This window comes from Pigmentiphaga sp. H8 (genome assembly GCF_003854895.1).
Lineage (GTDB): Bacteria > Pseudomonadota > Gammaproteobacteria > Burkholderiales > Burkholderiaceae_B > Pigmentiphaga.
In genome coordinates, this window is record NZ_CP033966.1 from 2,262,402 (window position 1) to 2,282,811 (window position 20,410).

Annotated in this window: 22 protein-coding genes; 13 read left to right on the forward strand and 9 right to left on the reverse strand. The window is 67.9% G+C overall.

Annotated elements, in window-relative coordinates; genetic code table 11:
* The first annotated feature begins 38 nt into the window (after positions 1-38).
* The 3 genes from EGT29_RS10700 (at position 39) to EGT29_RS10710 (ending at position 4,436) form a co-directional block, all read left to right on the forward strand.
* Positions 39-860, forward strand: coding sequence for a phytanoyl-CoA dioxygenase family protein (locus tag EGT29_RS10700; protein ID WP_124689012.1), 822 nt, complete (start codon positions 39-41; stop codon positions 858-860).
* Between the two features lie 196 nt (positions 861-1,056).
* The gene (locus EGT29_RS10705; RefSeq protein WP_124689013.1) at positions 1,057-2,220 is read left to right on the forward strand and encodes a GGDEF domain-containing protein; all 1,164 of its coding nucleotides are present in this window, start codon (positions 1,057-1,059) and stop codon (positions 2,218-2,220) included.
* Positions 2,221-2,330: 110 nt separating this feature from the next.
* Positions 2,331-4,436: a bifunctional diguanylate cyclase/phosphodiesterase gene (locus tag EGT29_RS10710; RefSeq protein WP_124689014.1), complete on the forward strand. Its 2,106-nt coding sequence runs from the start codon at positions 2,331-2,333 to the stop codon at positions 4,434-4,436.
* On the opposite strand, the gene EGT29_RS10715 is transcribed toward EGT29_RS10710, so the two are convergent.
* The gene (locus EGT29_RS10715) at positions 4,392-5,219 is read right to left on the reverse strand and encodes an IclR family transcriptional regulator C-terminal domain-containing protein (RefSeq protein ID WP_161567779.1); all 828 of its coding nucleotides are present in this window, start codon (positions 5,217-5,219) and stop codon (positions 4,392-4,394) included. The genes EGT29_RS10710 and EGT29_RS10715 overlap by 45 nt on opposite strands.
* 115 nt (positions 5,220-5,334) lie before the next feature.
* Here EGT29_RS10715 and EGT29_RS10720 point away from each other — a divergent pair, with 115 nt between their 5' ends.
* Genes EGT29_RS10720 through EGT29_RS10735 form a run of 4 tightly spaced genes read left to right on the forward strand, consistent with a single transcriptional unit; the run spans position 5,335 to position 9,965 of the window.
* Positions 5,335-6,321 (forward strand): tripartite tricarboxylate transporter substrate binding protein, encoded by a 987-nt coding sequence (locus EGT29_RS10720; RefSeq protein ID WP_161567780.1) that lies wholly within the window; start codon positions 5,335-5,337, stop codon positions 6,319-6,321.
* A 19-nt stretch (positions 6,322-6,340) separates the two neighbouring features.
* Positions 6,341-8,098 carry an FAD-dependent monooxygenase gene (locus EGT29_RS10725; RefSeq protein ID WP_238160361.1) on the forward strand — a complete coding sequence of 586 codons (1,758 nt, stop codon included), beginning with the start codon at positions 6,341-6,343 and terminating at the stop codon, positions 8,096-8,098.
* A gap of 14 nt (positions 8,099-8,112) precedes the next feature.
* Positions 8,113-9,099, forward strand: coding sequence for a 3-carboxyethylcatechol 2,3-dioxygenase (locus EGT29_RS10730; protein WP_202865610.1), 987 nt, complete (start codon positions 8,113-8,115; stop codon positions 9,097-9,099).
* Positions 9,096-9,965, forward strand: a complete 870-nt coding sequence (locus EGT29_RS10735; protein WP_124689017.1) for an alpha/beta fold hydrolase — start codon at positions 9,096-9,098, stop codon at positions 9,963-9,965. The genes EGT29_RS10730 and EGT29_RS10735 overlap by 4 nt, the downstream gene beginning before the upstream one ends.
* Positions 9,966-9,985: 20 nt before the next feature.
* On the opposite strand, the gene EGT29_RS10740 is transcribed toward EGT29_RS10735, so the two are convergent.
* From EGT29_RS10740 to EGT29_RS10755, 4 genes are all read right to left on the reverse strand, one after another.
* Entirely contained in the window at positions 9,986-10,666 is a 681-nt protein-coding gene (locus tag EGT29_RS10740) for an isochorismatase family protein (protein ID WP_124689018.1), read from the reverse strand.
* Between the two features lie 306 nt (positions 10,667-10,972).
* A complete protein-coding gene (locus EGT29_RS10745; protein WP_124689019.1) occupies positions 10,973-11,227 on the reverse strand; it encodes a GlsB/YeaQ/YmgE family stress response membrane protein in 255 nt (84 codons plus the stop codon).
* Between the two features lie 97 nt (positions 11,228-11,324).
* A complete protein-coding gene (locus EGT29_RS10750) occupies positions 11,325-11,612 on the reverse strand; it encodes a hypothetical protein (RefSeq protein ID WP_124689020.1) in 288 nt (95 codons plus the stop codon).
* Positions 11,613-11,721: 109 nt separating this feature from the next.
* Complete coding sequence (locus EGT29_RS10755; RefSeq protein WP_124689021.1) at positions 11,722-11,922, reverse strand: hypothetical protein; 201 nt, start codon at positions 11,920-11,922, stop codon at positions 11,722-11,724.
* Positions 11,923-12,086: 164 nt separating this feature from the next.
* On the opposite strand from EGT29_RS10755, the gene EGT29_RS28465 reads away from it, so the two are divergent.
* Positions 12,087-12,446 (forward strand): hypothetical protein, encoded by a 360-nt coding sequence (locus EGT29_RS28465; RefSeq protein ID WP_161567781.1) that lies wholly within the window; start codon positions 12,087-12,089, stop codon positions 12,444-12,446.
* A gap of 44 nt (positions 12,447-12,490) precedes the next feature.
* A complete protein-coding gene (locus tag EGT29_RS28470) occupies positions 12,491-12,880 on the forward strand; it encodes a response regulator (protein ID WP_161567782.1) in 390 nt (129 codons plus the stop codon).
* A gap of 7 nt (positions 12,881-12,887) precedes the next feature.
* On the opposite strand, the gene EGT29_RS10765 is transcribed toward EGT29_RS28470, so the two are convergent.
* On the reverse strand, positions 12,888-14,090 hold the full coding sequence (locus EGT29_RS10765) for an MFS transporter (RefSeq protein ID WP_124689023.1): 1,203 nt from the start codon (positions 14,088-14,090) through the stop codon (positions 12,888-12,890).
* 62 nt (positions 14,091-14,152) lie between these two features.
* On the opposite strand from EGT29_RS10765, the gene EGT29_RS10770 reads away from it, so the two are divergent.
* A complete protein-coding gene (locus EGT29_RS10770; RefSeq protein WP_124689024.1) occupies positions 14,153-14,431 on the forward strand; it encodes a hypothetical protein in 279 nt (92 codons plus the stop codon).
* 14 nt (positions 14,432-14,445) lie between these two features.
* Here the strand turns inward: EGT29_RS10770 and EGT29_RS10775 are convergent, their stop codons facing one another.
* Positions 14,446-14,913 carry a GNAT family N-acetyltransferase gene (locus EGT29_RS10775; RefSeq protein ID WP_124689025.1) on the reverse strand — a complete coding sequence of 156 codons (468 nt, stop codon included), beginning with the start codon at positions 14,911-14,913 and terminating at the stop codon, positions 14,446-14,448.
* Positions 14,914-15,082: 169 nt separating this feature from the next.
* Entirely contained in the window at positions 15,083-16,078 is a 996-nt protein-coding gene (locus tag EGT29_RS10780) for a LysR family transcriptional regulator (RefSeq protein WP_124689026.1), read from the reverse strand.
* 144 nt (positions 16,079-16,222) lie between these two features.
* Here EGT29_RS10780 and EGT29_RS10785 point away from each other — a divergent pair, with 144 nt between their 5' ends.
* Genes EGT29_RS10785 through EGT29_RS10795 form a run of 3 tightly spaced genes read left to right on the forward strand, consistent with a single transcriptional unit; the run spans position 16,223 to position 19,397 of the window.
* Positions 16,223-17,263 carry an isopenicillin N synthase family oxygenase gene (locus EGT29_RS10785; RefSeq protein WP_161567783.1) on the forward strand — a complete coding sequence of 347 codons (1,041 nt, stop codon included), beginning with the start codon at positions 16,223-16,225 and terminating at the stop codon, positions 17,261-17,263.
* Positions 17,264-17,318: 55 nt separating this feature from the next.
* Positions 17,319-18,275: a tripartite tricarboxylate transporter substrate binding protein gene (locus tag EGT29_RS10790; protein WP_238160362.1), complete on the forward strand. Its 957-nt coding sequence runs from the start codon at positions 17,319-17,321 to the stop codon at positions 18,273-18,275.
* A gap of 60 nt (positions 18,276-18,335) precedes the next feature.
* A complete protein-coding gene (locus tag EGT29_RS10795) occupies positions 18,336-19,397 on the forward strand; it encodes a porin (protein ID WP_124689028.1) in 1,062 nt (353 codons plus the stop codon).
* 19 nt (positions 19,398-19,416) lie between these two features.
* Here EGT29_RS10795 and EGT29_RS10800 read toward each other — a convergent pair whose 3' ends face one another.
* The gene (locus EGT29_RS10800) at positions 19,417-20,406 is read right to left on the reverse strand and encodes a tripartite tricarboxylate transporter substrate binding protein (protein ID WP_161567784.1); all 990 of its coding nucleotides are present in this window, start codon (positions 20,404-20,406) and stop codon (positions 19,417-19,419) included.
* Between the last annotated feature and the right edge of the window lie 4 nt (positions 20,407-20,410).

A 20,410-nucleotide genomic window follows, 5' to 3' on the forward strand; every position in this document is an offset into this window, starting at 1 on the left:
GGCAGGATGCCGGGAAACGCAAGGAGCGGAGGGCCAGGATGCTGAGCGATCAACAGATCGACGCGTACGCGCGCGAGGGGTACGTCAGTCCGGTGGAGGCCTTTTCGCCGGAGCAGGCGCGCGGCTACCGCGACCTGCTGGAGTCCGCAGAGCGGTCGGGCGGGGGACTGTCCGCGGATCGGCGCCGCAAGATGCATCTCTATCTGAAGTGGGTGGACGACATCGTCCGCCATCCACGCGTGCTCGATGCCGTCCAGGACCTGATCGGCCCGGACATCTTGCTCTTCCACCTGACCTGCTGGATCAAGGAGGCGCACACCGATGCGTTTGTCAGCTGGCATCAGGACTCGACCTATTTCGGCCTGGATCCCGCCGAGCACGTGACCGCCTGGGTGGCGCTGTCCCCCAGCAACCGGGAAAGCGGCTGCGTGCAGGTGGTGCCCGGCAGCCACGCGGGGGGGCAGCAGCGGCACGCGGCTGGCGGGGATGCCGGCAACATGCTGAAGACGGGCCAGCGGCTAGACGTGCCCGACGATGCCCGTATCGACCTGATGCAGCTCCAGCCCGGGCAGTTCTCGCTGCATCACACCTATCTTTTCCACAATTCCATGCCCAACCGCTCGCCGGACCGGCGCATCGGCCTGGGTATCAGCTATATTCCCGCCCACTGCCGGTGCGACAGCCGCCAGCGCCTGTCCGCCAGCCTGGTACGAGGCGTGGACCGCCACGGGAATTTCGACCTGGATCCGGCGCCGGCCGCGGATTTCGATCCGCAGGGCATGCGAAGCCATGAAGCGGCGATGCGCCGCTGGCATGCCGCCCGCGCGGAGTTGATCCCCAAGGCGAATACCGCGACATAGCCCGGGCGGCCGCCTCGTGTTCCACCCGTAGTTTCCCCGGTGTTGCGCCGGGGGTACTGGCTGAACCGCGGCCTGTCCGGTGTCGCTATCATGTCTTCCGAGGAGGCCGGTCGTCGGCAATGGGCACCGACCCGGCCAGGCTCCCGGGAGACCGGCGTGGGCCGGTCGGCAGCCGTCCCATACCGAGTGCGGCATCATGAACAACAACGACACCTTGCTTGCGCTCGCCCATCCCCTGATCGCGCTCCTGCTGGCGGCCATGTTCTATGGCGCGTGGCGCTACGCGCATCGCCAGCCGCAATTCCTGTACTTCGCCGTGGGCTTTGCCTGCTACGCGAGCGGCATATCCATGCAGATCCTGCTGTGGCCGCCCTGGCTGCAGGCCAACATCGCGTTGACGGGCGTGGCCTACGCCAGCGCGATCTTCTGCTTCGCGCGAGGCTTGACGGCGCTGGAGGATAGGCGGCTGCCCTGGCTGCCGGCCGTGCTCGTGCTGGCGGTCATGCTGGCCATCCGCATGGCCAGCGCGCAGGACGAAGCGCTGTTCCGGCTGCGGGTGGCGACCACGCACATCGCCGCCGCGCTGGTGTTCCTGCTGGCGCAGTGGCAGGTCCGCCATATGGCGCGGGGAACCGCCCTGGAGCGCCTGCTGTTCTGGTGCGTGGCCGCGTGCTCGCTCAGCCTGTTCCCCCGAGCCATGCTTGCCACGCAGCCGGCCGACCGCTACGGCTACGAACATTCGCTCTATTGGGAGGTCACGCAGACCAGCTTCTATTTCTTCGGGATAGCGGTGGCCTTCCTGATGCTGGGCCTGACGTCGGTGCGGACCATCGCCAGCCTGAGCCAGGCAAGCCGCCGGGATCCGCTGACGGGGATGAACAACCGGTCGGGGCTGGGCGAATTCCTGGCGGCACGCCTGCCCCTGTGCGCAAGCTATGGCCTGATCATGGTGGACGTGGATCATTTCAAGGGGATCAACGACCGCTACGGCCACCCGGTGGGAGATGCGGTACTGAAGCGGCTGGCGGCGGTCATGGAGCAGGGCATACGCACGGGCGACGCGGTGGGCCGGTTCGGCGGGGAGGAGTTCATGGTCGTTCTGCCCGAGGCCTCGGAAGACGAGACGAAGCGGGTGGCCGAGCGGCTGCGCGCGGCGGCGGCCGCGCAGGATTTCTCGGACATCGCGCCGGAGCTGCAATGCACCGTGAGCCTGGGCGTGGGCAGCTTCGAGCACGCCGTCTCGTTCGAGCTGGCCTACGCGACCGTGGACGAGCGCCTGGCACGGGCCAAGCGCCTGGGCCGGAACAGGGTGGTGGGGAAGGAGCCCGGCTGGGCCGTCCGGCGCAGTTCGGGAGCCTGAGCTTCCCGAGCCAAACGCGTGACGGGCGGAGGGATGTTTTGCTATAAGAAGGGCGGGTTCTCCAGCCTGCCCCCGACAACAATGATAGATACGCATCCGGGACGACGGTCATGCACGGTGTCTATAACCCCCTGCTGGTATTTCTTTCTCTGGTCGTCGCTTCGCTGGCCGCCTATACGGCGCTGGAGCTGACCGGCCGGATCGCGTCCCTGCCCGGGTGGATGCGCCGGCTGCCCTGGCTGGTGGGCGGCGCCATCGCCATGGGGGTGGGCATCTGGTCGATGCACTTCATCGGGATGATGGCCTTTTCGCTGCCCATTCCGCTGGGATACGCGCTCTGGCCCACGGTGCTGTCCCTGTTGATCGCGATCCTGGTGTCCGGCTTCGCGTTGGCCGTCTCGGCCAGCGGCCGCTTCCGTCTGCGCTGCTGCGTGGCGGGCGGGGTGGCCATGGGGCTGGGCATCGCGGGCATGCACTACACGGGGATGGCGGCGCTGGACATGGCGCCGGCGGTCAGCTATGTGCCCGGGATCGTGCTGGCCTCGATCGGCCTGGCCATCGTGGCGTCGGTCGTGGCGTTGTGGCTGGGAGTCACGCTGCGCGGTTCGGACGAGCCCAACATCGGCTTCAAGCGCCTGGGCGCGGCGCTGGTGATGGGCATCGCCATTACCGGCATGCACTATACCGGCATGAGCGCGGCGCAGTTCGCGCCCGGCAGCGTCTGCCTGTCGGCCAGCCAGCTCGATCCCAACTGGCTGGCGATGATGGTGTCCGGATCGTCGCTGGCCGTGCTGCTGGGGACCCTGCTGGTGCTGGGCTGGCGGGCCAACAGCCTGGCCGACTCGCTGCGGCGGGCCAACCGGCAGCTGCAATATCTCAGCATGCACGATGCGCTGACCGGGCTGCCGAATCGGTTGATGCTGGTCGAGCAGATGAACCAGGCGATCCAGGCCGCGGGGCGCGACAAGACGGCATTCGCGGTTTTTTTCCTGGACCTGGACGGATTCAAGACGGTGAACGATTCGCTCGGGCACGCGGTGGGGGACGACCTGCTCAAGGGCTGTGCCCAGGTGCTGTCGTCGCACGTGCGCAAGGACGACGTGGTCGCCCGCATAGGCGGCGACGAGTTCGTCATGTTGCTGCGGGGCATATCGGCGCCGGGAGACGCGGCATCCGTGGCCAAGAAGCTGCTGCGGGTGCTGCGGGACGACATGGTCGGCTGCCAGGCGCGCCTGCGGGTCAGCGCGAGCATGGGGATCGCCATGCACCCGGGAGACGCGCGCGACAGCGAGGCGCTGCTGGACTGCGCCGATGCCGCCATGTACAGCGCCAAGCAGGCAGGCCGGAACACCTACTGCTTCTTCGAGCCGGGCATGCATGCCAACGCGGCGCGGACGCTGATGCTGCAACAGGACCTGGAGGCGGCGCTGGAGGGAGGGCAGTTCAGCCTGGTGTTCCAGCCCAAGTTCGGCGTGGCCACGCGCGCGATCTGCGGCGCGGAGGCGCTGATACGGTGGCACCACCCGACCTTCGGCAGCGTGGCGCCCATGGAGTTCATCACCATCGCCGAGCGCTCCGGGCAGATCGTCCAGATCGGCGACTGGGTAATACGCGAAGTGTGCCGCTGCATCGCCAACTGGCGGCGGCGCGGGCTGGAGCCGGTCCAGATCTCGATCAACCTGTCGCCCATCCAGTTCAACGTGCCCGACCTGATCGGGCGTGTCGAGGACATCCTGGCCGAGCAGGAAGTGCCGCCCCGCCTCGTGATGTTCGAGATCACCGAGACCGTGGCCATGCTGAACGCCGGACGCACGGCCGAGATCGTGAATCGCTTCCGCGCCCGCGGCTTCGACATCGCGATCGACGATTTCGGCGCGGGCTATTCGAGCCTGGCCTATCTGCACCGGTTCAAGGTCAAGCAGATCAAGGTCGACCGGCTGTTCACCTCGGAGCTGGACCGCAACGAGGCCGAGGCCCGGGCACTGCTGTCGGCCATCGTGACGCTGTCGCACGCGCTGCACATGGAAGTGGTGGCCGAGGGCGTGGAGAGCGAAACGCAGATGCGCTTCCTGACCGAATTGGGTTGCGACGAGGCGCAGGGTTTCCTGCTGTCGCACCCGCTATCCGAGGAAGCCTTTCGCGGCCTGCTGCAGCCGATGGCCTCGTTCGCGCTAAGACGGATCGCCGCGCTGGGACAGCCGCGTCGCGCCGACTGATATCTCTTCGGCCAGGATGCGCAGCAGCGGCACGTAGCGGGACGAGATTTCCCGATCCGGGACGACGTTGCGCTGCAGGACGAGATTGATGGCGCCGATGGCGTGGCCACTCAGGCGCACGGGGAAGGCGATCGCCGCGACGCTTTCCTCGTTGACCAGTTCCCCCTTGTTGACCGCATAGCCGCGCCGCCGGGTCTCGCGCAGCACGCGGCCGACATAGGCCTTGTCGCGGGCGACGGCGCCGATGGCGTCGCCGCGTTCGCGCAGCAGCGACAGGGTCGCTTCCCGTTCCTCGTCCGAGCAATAGGCCAGCCAGGCACGGCCGATGGCCGAGGTCAGCATCGCGATGCGGGTGCCGATGGTGGCCCGGTGCTGGGACAGCAGGCTGGCGCGATGCGTGGATTCGCGCACGATCATGAAGCCGCCGTCGGGCGTGGCCAGGTCGCTGGGCCAGGACAGGGCGCTGAGGTGCGCGGCCATGGCGGGCGAGGCGACCCGGTCGATCCAGTCCGCGCCGACGTAGCCTTCGGCCAGCCGCCGCACCTCGAAGCTGAGCACGTACAGCGCGCCATCGTCCTTGTGGTGGACCAGGCCTTCCTGCCTGAGGGTCTCCAGCAGGCGCTTGACGGTCGTGCGATGCAGGCCGGTCAGCCGGGCCAGTTCGACCACGCCGCCCATGCCTCCCGGCATGCCGTTCAGCGCCCGCAATACCGCCAGTCCCCGGCTCAATCCACGGACTTCCTTGTAGGCCGAATCCTCGGGTTTTCCAGTAAGCAAATACATGGTTTTTCGTTTGATGGGGCACCAGGTGCACCTACTATACAGGGGCATGGGGCGGCATCAGACTTCCTCCCGCATTCGACGCGGCGGCATCGCCGGCGAGAACCAAGGAGACGACATGAATGCCATTCGACGTGCGTTCTGCACGATGGCGGCGCTGGCCGCCGCGACCCTCACGCCCGCGTTCGGGCAGGAATGGCCGGCCAGGCCGATCCGCATCGTGGTGCCGTATCCGGCTGGCGGAAACGCGGATTCGGCGGCGCGGGCGCTGGCCGAGGCGGTGTCGGCCAGCCTCAGGCAGACCGTCATCGTCGACAACCGCCCCGGCGCCTCAACGATCATCGGGACGGATGCCGTCGCCCGCGCGCCGGCCGACGGCTACACCATCGGCCTGGTCACCGACTCGCATGCGATCAACGAGGCCATGGCCCATCTGCCGCATGCCAACGAGGTGCTGGGCGCCAAGGTGCCCTACGACGCGGTGAAGGATTTCATGCCGGTATCGGGCGTGGCGCTGGTGCCGCTGGTCCTGGTGGTCAATCCCAAGGTGCCGGCGCGGTCGGTGAAAGAACTGGTGCGGCTGTCGACCGCGGGCAAGGGCGTCGATTTCGGCACCATGGGCCCGGGCAGCCCCTGGTTCGTGCACCTGCACCAGTTGCGCAAGCTGACCGGCGCGGACTTCGTGGACGTGCCCTACAAGGGACTTGCCCCGGCGAACACGGACCTGCTGGCCGGGCAGATCCAGACCATGCTGATGCCCGTGCATTTCGCCCAGCCCTACATCAAGACCGGCAAGCTGGTGCCGCTGGCGACGCTGGGCGGCAAGCGCCATCCGCTGTTGCCGGACGTACCCACGCTGGCCGAGAGCGGCTATCCCGGCCTGGAGATCACCAACTACTTCATGTTCGTCGTGCCGGCGGGAACGCCGCAACCCGTGGTCGACCGGCTGACCCGCGAGTTCAACGCGGCGCTGCGCCAGCCGGCGATGAAGGAAAAGTTCGCGCTGACCGGCGACCCCTATCCCGCGGAACCGGCCGAGCTCGCCGCACGTCTGCGCCACGACATCAAGGCCTACGGCGACGTGCTGCAGGCCACCCTCAAATAGCCCAGAAAGGGAAACGACAGTGAAGCAGGAAGCATTTCAGACCGACGTGCTGGTGGTCGGCTCCGGCCCCATGGGCGCCACCACGGCGCTGGCGCTGGCCACCTACGGCGTGCGCGTCCAGGTGGTGAACCGATACAACTGGACCGCCAACACGCCCCGCGCGCACATCACCAACCAGCGCGCGATGGAGGTGCTGCGCGATCTGGGCCTGGAGGATGATGCTCGCCGCCAGGCCACGCCCTGGGAATGGATGGGCGACACCCTGTTCACCACCAGCCTGGCCGGCCCCGAGATCGCGCGGCTGCGCACGTGGGGGACCGGCGACGAGCGCATCGGCGACTATCTGCAGGCCAGCCCTTGCCCGATGCTGGACCTGCCGCAGAACAAGATGGAGCCCATGCTGGTCAGGCATGCCGCCGCGCGCGGCGCCGTCTTCTCGTTCAATACCGAGTACCTGGGGCACGAGCAGGACGCGGACGGCGTGACGGTCCGCCTGCGGGATGTGCTCTCGGGGCGGGAATACGCCGTTCGCGCACGGTACCTGGTGGGCGCGGACGGCGCCCGCTCCAAGGTCATGGACGATGCCGGGCTGGAGCTGCGGGGGCAGCTGGCCCGGGCGGCGACCGCCTACGTGCTGTTCCGGGCCGACCTGTCGCGCTACGCGGCCCACCGCCCCAGCATCCTGTACTGGATCGCCACGTCCAACGCGGCGTTCGGCGAGATCGGCCTGGGCCTGCTGCGCGCGATCGAGCCGTGGAGCCAGTGGATAGCCGGCTGGGGCTTCGACATGGAGAAGGGAGAGCCCGATTTCTCGCCCGAGGAAATCCGCCGGAAGGTCCGCATCCTGGTGGGCGATCCGGACCTGGAGATCGAGATCGACAATGCCTCGGTCTGGTACGTGAACCAGGCGCACGCGCCGGTCTATTCGAAGGGGCGGGTCTTCTGCGGCGGGGATGCGGTGCATCGCCATCCGCCCTCCAGCGGGCTGGGATCCAACACCTGCATGCAGGACGCCTTCAACCTTGCCTGGAAACTCGCATTCGTGCTGCGCGGCCACGCCGGGGCGGGCCTGCTGGCTTCCTATTCGCTGGAACGCGCGCCGGTGGGCGCGCAGATCGTTGCCCGGGCGAATCAGTCCAGGCTGGACTACGGTCCACTGAACCAGTGCTTCCGCGAACCCGGCGCCGCCGATCCGGTCGCGGCGGGCCTGGCGCGGCTGGCGTCGCCCGATGCCGAGGGCGTGGCGCGGCGCGCGGCCCTGGCCGAGGCGCTCAGGCTCAAGAACTACGAGTTCAACGCGCAGGGCGTGGAACTGAACCAGCGCTATGCGTCGGCGGCGGTCATGGCGGATCCGGACGCGGCCGAGGAAACCTGGGCGCGCGATCCGCAACTGCATGCGCAGGCGAGCACGCGCCCCGGCGCCAAGCTGCCCCATGCCTGGCTGGTGGGGGGCGACGGACGCCGGGTGTCGACGCTGGATGTGGTGGGCCGGGGCAAGTTCACCCTGGTCACCGGCCTTGCGGGCCAGGCGTGGAAAGCGGCGGCCACCGAGATGGACCTGCCTTTCCTGAGAGCGGTCGTGATCGGCGAGCCGGGCGCGCTCGATTCCTACTGCACGTGGCAGGCGTTGCGCGAGATCGAGGAGTCCGGGGCGCTGCTGGTGCGCCCGGACGGCATCGTGGCGTGGCGCCGGCACAGCGGGGAAGGGCTGGACCCGGCGAGCGCGGGCGCCGTTCTCGACACGGTCCTGGCGAACCTCCTGGACCGCGCGCGGTGACGAGGACGGATGCCATGGGCGACCGGGCCTTCCTGGGCATGTCGCATTCCCCGTTGATGGGGCTGAACCCCGTGCCGGCGCAGGCCGGAGCCGAATTGCAGGCGGCGATCGCGCGAGTGCGCGACCTGGTCCTGGCCTATGCGCCGGACCTGGTCGTGCTGATAGCGCCCGACCACTACAACGGCTTCTTCAATCGACTGATGCCGCCGTTCTGCATCGGCACGCAGGCCCGGGCCGTGGGCGACTATCTGTCTCCGGCGGGCCTCTTGCGGGTGGATGCCCCGCTGGCGCTGGAGATGGCCGATGCCCTGATGGACCGCGGGTTCGATGCGGCCGTCTCGCGGCGCATGGAGGTGGACCACGGTTTTGCCCAGCCGCTGCAACTGCTGTGGGGAGGGCTGGATACGCCGCCCGTGGTGCCGGTGTTCGTCAATGCCGTCGCGCCGCCCGGCATTCCGCGCCTGTTCCGGTGCCGGGACCTGGGCCGGGCCATCGGCGACTTCCTGGACGGCGTGCCGCGGCGCGTGCTGCTGATCGGCTCGGGCGGACTGTCGCACGAGCCGCCGGTCCCGACACTGGATCATCCCGATCCCGAGGTGCGCGAACGGATCACCGTGCCGCGCGAGGCCACGGCGCAGGAGCGCGAGGCCAAGACCCGGCGCGTGATGGCGGCGGGGCGCGCATTGGCCGAGGGTGCCGGGACGGTCAAGCCCCTGGCGCCGGACTGGGACCGCCGCTGGATGGACGCGCTGGCGGGGCCGGCGGGCAGCCTGGACGAATTGTGCGCGTGGCCGGAGGCCGCCATCGCCCGCGAGGCGGGCGCGTCGGCCCATGAGTCCAAGACCTGGCTGGTCGCGCGCGCGGCGTTGACCGGGCGCGTCCAGGCGCCGGTTTTCCGGTACTACCGGGCCATTCCCGAATACATCGCCGGTTTCGGCCTGATGCTGATGACACAGCAGGGCCCTTTCACCGCATTGCCTACGAACGAGAGACGACCATGACGCAAACGAACCTCCCGCTGACCGAAGCCGCCACCAGCCGCTACGTGCAGTTCATCGAGAACGGCCAGCCGCTGCGCCTGCACTACAACGACACGGGCGCGGGCGGCCAGGCCGTGATCATGCTGCACGGTTCGGGGCCCGGCGCCAGCGGCTGGGCCAATTTCCACCGCAACGTCCAACCGTTCGCCGATGCCGGCTACCGGGTCATCCTGCTGGACTTCCCCGGCTGGAGCAAGAGCGACGCCATCGTCTGCGCCGGTTCGCGCTCGGACCTGAACGCGCGCGCGCTGGCGGGCCTGATGGATGCGCTCGGGCTGGAACGGGCGCACCTGGTCGGCAACTCCATGGGCGCCCACAGCGCCGTCGCCTTTGCCCTGGCGCATCCGGCGCGCGTGGGCCGGCTGGTCCTGATGGGCGGCGGGACGGGCGGGGTCAGCCCGGTTGTTCCCATGCCCACCGAAGGCATCAAGCTGATCGGCGCGCTGTACCGCGATCCGACCATCGAGAACCTGAAGCGGATGATGAACGTGTTCGTCTACGACGCCGCCAGCCTGACCGAGGAATTGTTCCAGGCACGGCTGGACAACATGCTGTCCCGCCGCGACCACCTGGAGAACTTCGTCAAGAGCAGCCAGGCCCACCCCCGCCAGTTTCCCGACGTGGGCGCGCGACTGGGCGAGGTCGCGGCCAGGACCCTGGTCATCTGGGGCCGGGACGACCGCTTCGTGCCGATGGACACCGGACTGCGCCTGCTGGCCGGCCTGCAGGACGCCGAGCTGCACGTGTTCAGCCGCTGCGGCCATTGGGCGCAGTGGGAGCACGCGCAGAAGTTCAACCGGATGGTGCTGGATTTCCTGGCGGCCTGAGGCGGCCGCCAGGGGGACGGTTAAGCGCGCTGCGAGTCGAGCACCTCGTTGTTCTTCACCACTTCCTGCGCCTTCGTGTAGCTTTCGATCAGCAACTGGTAGGCGGGGAAGATCTTGGTGTAGACCTCGGCCCACTGCTGGGCGTCGTCGCGATTCCAGGTCTTCTGCAGTTCGGAGGCCACCGCCGCGGTGTCCATGGGCACCACGCCCGCCTGCACCACGCGCGCCAGCGTGATCTCCTGCGCCATCTTGCTGTAGGTGCCGGAGGCGTCGACCACCGCGAACACCTTGTAGCCTTCGGCGACCGCGCTGATGGCGGGGAAGGCCATGCACACGCTGGTGATGGTGCCGGCGATGATGAGGGTCTTGCGTCCGGTGGCCTTGACCGCAGCCACGAAGTCTGGGTTGTCCCAGGCATTGATCTCGCCCTTGCGCGCCACGTACTGGGCATGCGGTGCGTTGGCGTGGATTTCAGGGATGAGCGGGCCGTTGGGGCCTTGTGGGACCGAGGCCGTGGTGATGACGGGCAGCTTGCTCAGGGTGGCCATCTTGGCCAGCGCCGCGGCGCGGGCGCGCAGTTCGGGCATGGGCATGTCGCCCACGGTCTGGAACAGGCCGCTCTGGTGATCGATCAGCAGCATGACGGAGTCTGCGGGGTCGATGACGGGACGTTGGCCTTGGAAATTGGCGGGGGTGCTCATGGTGCTCTCTCCTTGGTGGTCGGCGGCTAGCGGATGCTTGTGCCGTGTGAAAGAGCATATTCGTGATGCTAAAAAATTTTTAGTAGGCAAAAATGGCATGCATCGTTCCTTTTTTGGAACGATGCTGCGATCGTCGGACGGGAAGTTCACCTCGCGCGACGGTTCGTTGGCCGTGCCGGTGATGGCATGCATGCCCCCATTCTTGAGAATGTCTTTTATGGAGGCGCAAGCAGCCGCATTCGTCACATGCGGACACGTTTTGTTACGGAGGCGGAGGTAGGGGCGCCGGCGCCGCCGGCGCGAGGCTCAGGCGGACTTTTTCCGGATCATGCCGTAGATCAGCAGCAGCACGACAGCGCCGACCACCGAGGCGATCCATCCGGCCGGTTCGCCCGGCTGGTACCAGCCCATCGCGCGGCCGGCATATCCGGCGATGAGCGAGCCGGCGATGCCGAGCACGATGGTCATGAGCCACCCCATGCTGTCGTCGCCCGGCTTGATCGCGCGTGCGAGCAGGCCGACGACCAGGCCCACCAGAAGACTTCCGAGAAGAGACAGCATGGCGTACCTCCGGACATGGATTGCAGTACCCCTGGCGGGGCGTGCGCGCATCATGCCATATTTTCGAGGCGGCCGGAGGCGCCTGGCCGGCGGGCCGTCAGCGCAGCGAGTAGCCCTTGGCGCGCATGCAGTCGTTGGCCATGCCCGACTGGCGCTCGGCGTTGGCCAGGCCGTCGCTTACGCCGGATCCACCGCCGGCGTTGATGCCGCGATACGAGGGCGTGCTGCTGCCCGGCGAGTTGATGCGCGCCTGTCGTTCGCACTGGATGCGGTCGCGCTCGGCCTGGTCGGCCGACGAGGTTTCCCGGTACCAGGACGACGAGGGGCCGGAGGCGCACGCGGTCAGCGCCAGCACGCAGAGCAGGGCGGCGGGATGCTTGTTCATGATGTTCTGTTCCGTTGGAGGCCCCTGGGGCGTGACCCGTATCGCGGGGAATGCGTCGATTGTATTCAAACTCAAACGCGCGGGCGCCGGGAGCAAGGCGCCGCGCGTGTCAGGTCTCGTCGTCGTACTCGAGTTCGGACAGCCGGCGCCGCAGGGCGCGGGCGTCCACCTCGGTGGCGTGGTAGTTCAGCGGCAACTGGCGCAGCTCGCCGTCGTAGGGATCGTTGTCCGCCGCGTCGTTCAGCGGCAGTTCGAATACGGCAAGGCGGCGCTGCCGGAGCTGGCGCATGTATTGAAGAATATTTTTCATGACAGGATACGTTGCGGTCCCGCGAACCGCCTGGACACGATGCGCTATGCTCCCTGCGTTATAGACGCTTTCGGCGGGGCTGGCTAGCGCCGGCGCCATGGTTGCCCGGGGCGCGCCTCGGGTATGCGGCTTGCTGAGCGAGGCACCCGGACAGGAGATCCCGCATGTCTACCACTCCCCACGACGGTTCGGCCCCGCATCATGCCTATCGGCTCTACGCCTCGGGCGGCGGGTTGTATGCGCGGGATGGCGCCGGCAAGGCGGTTCGCCTGGGCGCCGTGTCCGAGCGGAACGGCGTGCTGGGCTACCGGTTGGAAGTGGACGATCTGCGGGCCGAGGGGTTCCTGACCTCGGAAAAGCTTTTGCAGGACGTGGCGGCCAAACTGGCCTATGCGTCGCTGCACCGGTTCTTCGGCACGGCCGCGGCCACGCCGATCCAGGAGGGCGAGGCCGATCTGCCGTGCCTGGTGTTGGAGAACGAGGAGCCCGGCGACTATCCGCCGGCTGGCAGCGCCGCCGAGTAAACGGCCGGCGGCGTGCCCGTCCGCAAGTACGTCAGGAGGACGGAGTGGGACAGATTACGCCTTGCCGGGTACTGGTCGTGGACAACTACGTCAGCGCCGCCGAAGCGCTGGCCGAGGCCTGCGGCCGATTTCACGAAGTCAGGTACGCCGATGGCGGTTCGGCCGCGATGGAGGTCGCGCTGGACTGGCGGCCCGACGTCATGGTCCTGGACATCGACATGCCGCCGCCCAATGGACTGGAAGTGGCAACCATGATCCGCGACATCTCGTACCTGAAGTTGATCACGCTGATCGCGGTGACGGGCCGCAGCGCGGCCTTCGGGCAGGAAGAGGCCATCGCGCACGGTTTTGACGACTACATGACCAAGCCGGTGGACATCGACAGGCTGCTGTCGCTGATCGCCGCGGCCCGGCGCCTACCCGCCGGCACCTAGCTAGGCCCTAGTGGTCGCCCACGGTGCGCGAGCGGCCCGCGCCATAGGCCACCCATGCCTGCGCGCCGGCCATCGCCACCATCAGTCCCAGCGCCGGCAGCCAGCTGCCGGTCCAGTCGCGCAGCACGCCGCACACCACCGGGCCGGTCGCGCCTATCAAATAGCCCAGGCTTTGAGCCATGCCCGACAGCGAGGCCGCCTGCTGCGTGGTGGCCGCGCGCAGGCTGATATAGGCCAGGGACAGCATCAGGCTGCTACCCAGCCCGGCGCCGGCCACGCATATCCAGACGATGGTCCAGGCCGGCAGCAGCGCCATGCCGGCAAAGCCCGCCACGCACAGCAGCGAGATCGCCAACCCGAGGATCTTCTGATCGCGCACGCGGCTCGACACCCACGACGTCGCGATATTGCCCAGCAGCGCCGCCAGCTGCATCAGCGACACCATCCAGCCGGCCTCGCTGGGGCTCATGCCGGTCTCGTGCAGCATGGAGGGCAGCCAGGCCACGAGGATGTAGAAGTTGAAGGCCTGGATGCCGGTGAACAGCGTGACCTGCCAGGCCAGCCACGAGCGCCAGACATTGGCGGCCTGGGCCGCCTGGGCGCGGGCGGCCACGGGCGCCGCGGCCAGGTTGCGCGAACGGGCCAGCCAGACCAGCGCGGCGGGGACCGTGATGACGAGCACGCAGGCCAGCGACGTACGCCAGCCGCCGGGCAGGCTGTCGGCCAGGGGCACGGCCACGCCCGCCGCCGTGCCGGACACGAGCGTCATCACCACCGAATACAGGCCGGTGAGCGGGCCGATGCGCTGCGGGAACTCGCGCTTGACCAGCGCCGGCAACATCACGTTGCCGACGGCAATGGCGATGCCGCCTATGGCCGTGCCGATAAACAGCGGCGCGATACCTGGCACCGAACGCACGGCGATGCCGACGCATAGCGCGACCATGGCGGCGAACAGCGCGCGTTCCAGTCCCAGTTGCCGGCCCAGCGCGGGCGCGAGCACCGAGAACAGGCCGAAGGCCAGCAGCGGCAGCGTATTGAGCAGCCCGGCGCTGCCCGCGTCCAGGCCGGTGGAGGCGCGGATATGGCCGAGCAGGGGACCGATGCCGGTCAACGGCGCGCGCAGTGTCGCCGCCACCAGCAGGATGCCCAGCAGGGCCATGGCGGGCGTGACGGCGCGGGAAAGGGCGGGAGTGCTTGCTGAACTCATGGCTTGGTGTTGGACGATGCGCTGGCGTATAAAACACCAGGACGGATGAACGGAGACACGCCATGCCACATCGACTCGCTGCGGGAACGACGCCGCTGGCCACCCGGGACGGCGTGCGTTTCACGCTTTTCCACGAGACGCGCGGGCCGCAGGTCTACGAGGTCGAGGCGCAGGTCTTGCGCAGTTGCTTCGGAGCGCCCGACGATCGCGTCGACCATCTGCTGACCGCCTACCTGGCGGGGCAGGCGGAAATCCACGACGTTGCCGCCGGTGTGCCGGGCGGGCCGCACGGATCGATCACGCGCCTGGGGCCCCAGGACTTCGCGGGCCGGCAGGGCTAACCCCGCTCCGGCCTTCAAGCCGCGCCCGCCGGCGGTTCGGCCGCGGAATCGTCCAGGCGCCGGCTCATCAGCACGTGCACGATGCCGGCTTCCATGAATTCCTGGCCTTCGGCCTGGAAGCCGCGCGTTTCGTAGAACGCCCGCGCCCGTGTCTGGGCATGCAGCAGCAGACGGCCGTGCCCGCGCCGGCGCGCCTCGTCGATCAAGGCGTCCAGGATGGCGCCGCCCACGCCCAGCCCGCGCCCGTGGCGGTGGACCGCCATGCGGCCGATGTGCCCATCGGGCAGGAGCCGGCCCGTGCCCAGGGGCGCGCCGTCGGCGTCATAGGCGACCGCGTGCAGCGAGACCGCGTCGGCATCGTCGTATTCGAGTTCCAGCGGGACCGATTGCTCGTGGACGAAGACGGCCTGGCGTATGGACGAGGCGTCGTGCCGCAGGTCGTCCCAGGCGCCGACGACGAGGCGCAGGCCGGGGCGGGTCATGCCGGCTGGCACGGGGTGGATGCCCGCGGGGGAACGAAGGGACGACGAAGCGGATGCGTTGCGTGTGGTGTCATGCCGGCCAGGGGACCGCAGCCTGTGCGGGTGCAAAGGCTCTAGCTTAGTCTATCTGTATCCGTCTGTACGCCGGGAAACCGCTCCACGCGGCATCTCATCGCCGGGCCGGGCGCGCACCTCCGCCGCGCCGGCGCGTTCCTTTCGCGCGCAGGCTGTCCACCACCGCGTCGAAGGCCTGCAACTGCCGGCTGATCTCCGCCTGGCCGTGGTCGGCCAGGAAGTCCTGGAACGCCGCGGCCACGGGCGGGAGGCGGGCGGTGGACAGGTGCAGCACGTACCAATCGTGTTCGACCGGATTGCCGGGCAGCGGCAGCAGGCCGATCAGGCCCGCCTGGAACTCCAGGGCGCAGGCGTGCAGGGACAGGAAGCCTATGCCCAGGCCCGCGGCCACCATCTGCTTGATGGCTTCGTTGCTGGACAGCTCCGAGCCGGGCGAGAACCGCAGCCCGGCATCCTTGAACAGCCGCTCCGCCGTGTTGTGGGCCCCCGAGCCGTGTTCGCGCACGAGAATGTTCTCGCCCGACAGATCGCGCAGGGCCAGGTCCCGCCTGGTCATCAGCGGATGCTGGGGCGAGGCGATGAAGGCCATCGGATGCTTGGCGAAGGCCCGCGATTCCGTGCGCACGTCGCCGGGCGGCTTGCCCATGATGGCAATGTCGATTTCGTGGCGGGTCAGCATGCGCACGACCTCTTCGCGGTTGCCCACGCTGAGCTTGACCTTGACGTCGGGCCGGCCGGTGTTGAAGGCCACGAGCAGCGGGGGCAGCAGGTACTCGGCCGTGATCAGCGCCCCCACGCGCAGCGTGCCGGCCAATTGGCCCTTCAGGCTGGCGACTTCGTCCGACGCGTGGCGCCAGAGCTCGAGGATCTGGCTCGCGTAGCCGGCCACGACTTCGCCGGCGGGCGTAAGAAGCAGGCCGCGCCCGGATCGCTGGACCAGCGCGGCGCCGGTGGCTTCCTCGAGCAGGCGCAACTGCAGCGATACCGTGGGCTGGGTCAGGTGCAGCGCCTGGGCGGCGCGCGAGACGCCGCCCAGGCGGGCGACGGCGTCGATGGCGGTGAGCTGGCGGAATGTCGTGGTCTTGTACATCGCGGGGCCCCGGCAGATTTTCCATAGAAAATAACCTATGGAACGAACTTATTTTTTAATTTTTAAATATATCTCCACGATCTTAAAGTTCTCCGCATGGACATCGAACCAGGCGCCATCGGGGCGCCAACCGTGGAGAAGAACATGCTGCCTGCCACTCGCAAGCTGGATTTTTCCGAAGTACCCGTCATCGACATGTCGCCCGAAAGATCCGCGACGCCCGAATCCAGGAAGAGGCTGGCCGACGAACTGGCCGAGGCCTGCGCCACCGTCGGCTTTCTCTACCTGAAGAACCATCCGATCCCGCAGTCGCAGATCGACGGGGTGTTCGAGGCGGTCAAGGCCTTCTTCGCGCTGCCGCAGGAGGCCAAGGACGCGGTATCGATGGCCAGGAACCATCATTTCCAGGGCTACCTGCCCATGCTCACGAAGGGAACCGGCAATGCCGAGCGCGGCGGGGTGATCACTGCCAACAAGCAAGAGGCCTTCCAGTTTCGCCGGCCGCTGGCTGAAGACGACCCGGACCTGCTGACGGGCGCACGCCTGGCCGGGTCGATTCCCTGGCCCCGCGAACTGCCGGCGCTCAAGGAAGTGCTGCTGGCCTATCACGCGCGCATGTGCCGGTTCGGCGAAAGCATGATCGAATTATTCGAACTGGGCCTGGACCTGCCCAAGGACTCCATCCGCCAGCATTTCCGCAAGGACATGAACGCGCTGCGCATCATCCACTATCCGCCGCAGCAGGTGGACGAATCCGGCGCCCACCTGGGGACCCGCGCCCACACCGACACGGATGCGTTCACTTTCGTCTACCAGGACGCGACCGGCGGATTGGAGATCCGCAACCGGGACGGCGAATGGATAGGCGTGCCGCCGATTCCCGGCACCTACGTGCTGAACATCGGCGAGGTCATGAAGGTCTGGACCGATGGGGTCTTCTCGTCCACGCCGCACCGGGTCATCAACCGGTATGGGAAGGAACGCTATTCGGTGCCATTCTTCATGTTTCCGACTTACGACGAAGTGATCGCGCCGAAGATCCGCAACCCCGATCCGTCCAATGTGGCGCCCGAGGATTTCCATACCTCCATGCCGCGGGACAAGCCTTTCGTCTGGGGCGAGTTCAAGAAGGCCAACTACGCGCGCATCAATCCCACTGCCCCGGAGCGCGCCATGGCGGATTAGGGCCCGGGGCGGGGGAGGAGGAGACACATCATCGTGGTCAGCCAAGGAGATTCCTGTGCGCTTGTCGAGATTGTTGTGGATGGTCGTATTGTTCTCCTGTGCCGGCGTGTCGCTGGCCCAGACGTATCCGGACCGGCCCTTGCGCCTGATCGTGCCTTTTGGCGCGGGCGGCAATTCGGATTTCGCCGCCCGGCAGATCGGCAAGAGCCTGGGCGACGTCCTGGGCCAGACGGTGGTCGTGGAGAACCGGGGGGGAGCCGGCGGTGTGCTGGGGGTCAAGGAAATGCTGGGCTATCCGGCCGACGGCTACACTCTGCTGCTGGGCACCGTGGGCACGCAGATCGTCAATACCCTGCTGTACAAGCACCTGCCCTACGATCCGGACAGGCAGCTCGCGCCGGTGGGCCTGGCCACCAACACGCCGTCGGTGCTGGTGGTAAGGGCCAGCCTGCCGGTCAGGACGCTGGATGAACTGATCGCCTATGCGCGAGCCCGGCCCGGCGTCCTGAACTATGGGGCGGCGGGCACCCTGCACCTGGGCATGGAAACGCTGAAGGCGAGCTACGGCCTGGACATCGTCAAGGTTCCGTACAAAGGGAGCGGCGAGTCGGTCACGGCCGTCGCGGGCGGCCAGATCGACGTACTGATGGACAGCAGCCAGGTGGTCGGCCCGCAAGTGGCCGCCGGCAAGCTGCGCGCGCTGGCCGTCATGGCCGACCAGCCGCTGGCCTCGGTTCCCGGCGTTCCGACGACCACGCAGCTCGGCCTGCCGGACCTGAAGGCGGGCAACTGGACCGCGCTGTACGTGGCGGCGGGCACGCCCGCTGCCATTCAGGAAACCTTGAGCCGCGCGCTGCAGAAGGTCGTCGCGTCGGCCGAGCTGAAGGCCCGGCTGGCCGAGTACGGCACCCAGTTGTACAAGGGCTCGCCCGAGGAATACCGGGCCTTCATCGCCGCCGACAAGGCCAAGGTCCGGCGCCTGGTCGAGATCGCCGGACTTCAGGCGCAATAGCCGCGTTCCCGGCGCGGCTTGCCCCGCGCCGCCCCCCCTTCCTTCCTACTGGAGAAATCGATGGCCACGATCCGGTCTCTTGCCGGCGTCGCGCTGGCGCTCGTCCCCTGCGCGTCCGCGTTGGCGCAGGGCAGCGTGACGATGTACGGAATTCTCGACAACGGCTACCTGTCCGACAAGACGCAGGGCAAGGGCACGATCAATGCGATCAATCCCTCGCTTAGCGTGGCCTCGCGCTGGGGGCTGCGCGGCACCGAGGACCTGGGCAACGGCTGGAAGGCCAACTTCGTGCTGGAGAACGGCTTCACGGGCGACAATGGGCAGCAGGCCTTCGGGCGCCTGTTTGGCCGGTCCAGCTATGTGGGGCTGTCGAGCCGGCAGTTTGGCCAGATCCAGCTTGGGCGGATGGCCAATCTCGGGCTGTTGTTCACCGCCGGCATGATGAGCCCGTTCGGGCCCAGCTTCCAGCAAGCCGCGGTAACCACGACGGCCGCCTACAACACCGGCGATTTCGGCACCACGTCCCGCGTCAACAACGCCGCCTATTATTTCTCGCCCCGCTGGGCGGGCGTGCAGGCCGGCCTGGGCTACAGCGTGCAGACGGCCGATGCGGAAGTGGCCGGCGGCAACCGCAACAACAGGATGGCGGACCTGGGTCTGCGATACGACGGCGGCCGCTTCAAGGCGGCGGTCAGCTACCAGTACGTCATGCCCGCCAGCACGGCCGGCGCGCGGGGCAAGCCCAGCAACCTGCAAGTGGGTGTGAACCATGACTTCGGCACGTTCACGCTCTACGGCGGATACGGCCGGCTGAACGATCCGACGGTGGATCCGGGGGCCAACGGGGCGACCCGTTTCGCGGCCACGCACGATCGCGACCATGCCTATCAGGTTGGCGTGAAGGTGCCGGTGGGAGCGGGGAGGGTGCTGCTGGGATACCAGTGGACGACCGGTTCGAAGATCGAGAACTACGGCCTGGCCTATGTCTACGATCTGTCCAAGCGGACCTGGCTGTACGTGTACGCCAATCGGACCGAATTCCGGCTGTTCTCCACGGCGGGGGCGACGGTGGGCGATGCCTGGCGCAGGCAGATCGCGATGGGGATCGCGCACCGGTTCTGACCGGTGCGCGGGACTGGCTTTAGTCGATGCGGACGTCGGCTTGCTTGATGATGGCCCGGTATTTGGTGGCTTCGGCCTTGACGAAGTCGGCGAAGGCTTGACCTTTCAGATCCTTGGGCACCGCGCCCATGTTGCGGATGTTGGTCAGCACCGCTTCGTTCTTGAGCGCCGCGGCGGCGGCCGATTGCAGTTTGGCGATGGCCGGGGCCGGGGTTCCGGCCGGCACGAACAGGCCGAACCAGGCTTCGGTGTTGTAGCCCTTGAGCCCCGACTCGTTCAGCGTCGGCACGTCGGGCAACGCCGGTGAACGCTCCAGGCTGCTGACTGCCAGCGCCCGCAGCTTGCCGGCCTGGATTTGCTGCGACACGGTCGGGATGTTGATCATCAGCGCCGAGATTTCCCCGCCCATGACGGCGGTGACGGCAGGCGCCGCGCCCTTGTAGGGTACGTGCGGGATATCTATGCCGGCCATGGAGTTGAAGAGGATGGCAGAGAGGTGCGACAGGCTACCATTGCCGCCCGACCCGACGTTGAGCTTGCCGGGGTTGGCCTTGGCGTAGGCAATGAACTCGCCGATGTTCTTGACCGGCAGCGCGGGGTTGACAACCAGCACATTGGGTGCGCTGGCCAGCAGCGAGACGGTGCTGAAGGCTTTCTCGGAATCATAGGGCAGCTTGCTATAGAGCCCCGGCGTGACGGCGTGGGTACTGGCGTTGCCCAGCAGCACCGTATAACCGTCGGCGGCTGCCTTGGCGGTGATGTCCGAGGCGATGCTGCCGCCTGCGCCTGGCTTGTTTTCGATCACCAGGCTCTGACCCAACACGTCGCCCATGGCCTTGCCTACATTGCGGGCAAGGACGTCCGATCCGTCGCCCGGGGGCGAGGGGACGATCAGGCGGATCGGCCGCTCGGGGTATTCGGCATGGGCGCTATGCATACTCGCGCCGGCCAGGGTCAGGCCGGCGGCCATAGCGACCGATGTGCGCCGCAACGCAGTGACGAAACTCATGGCA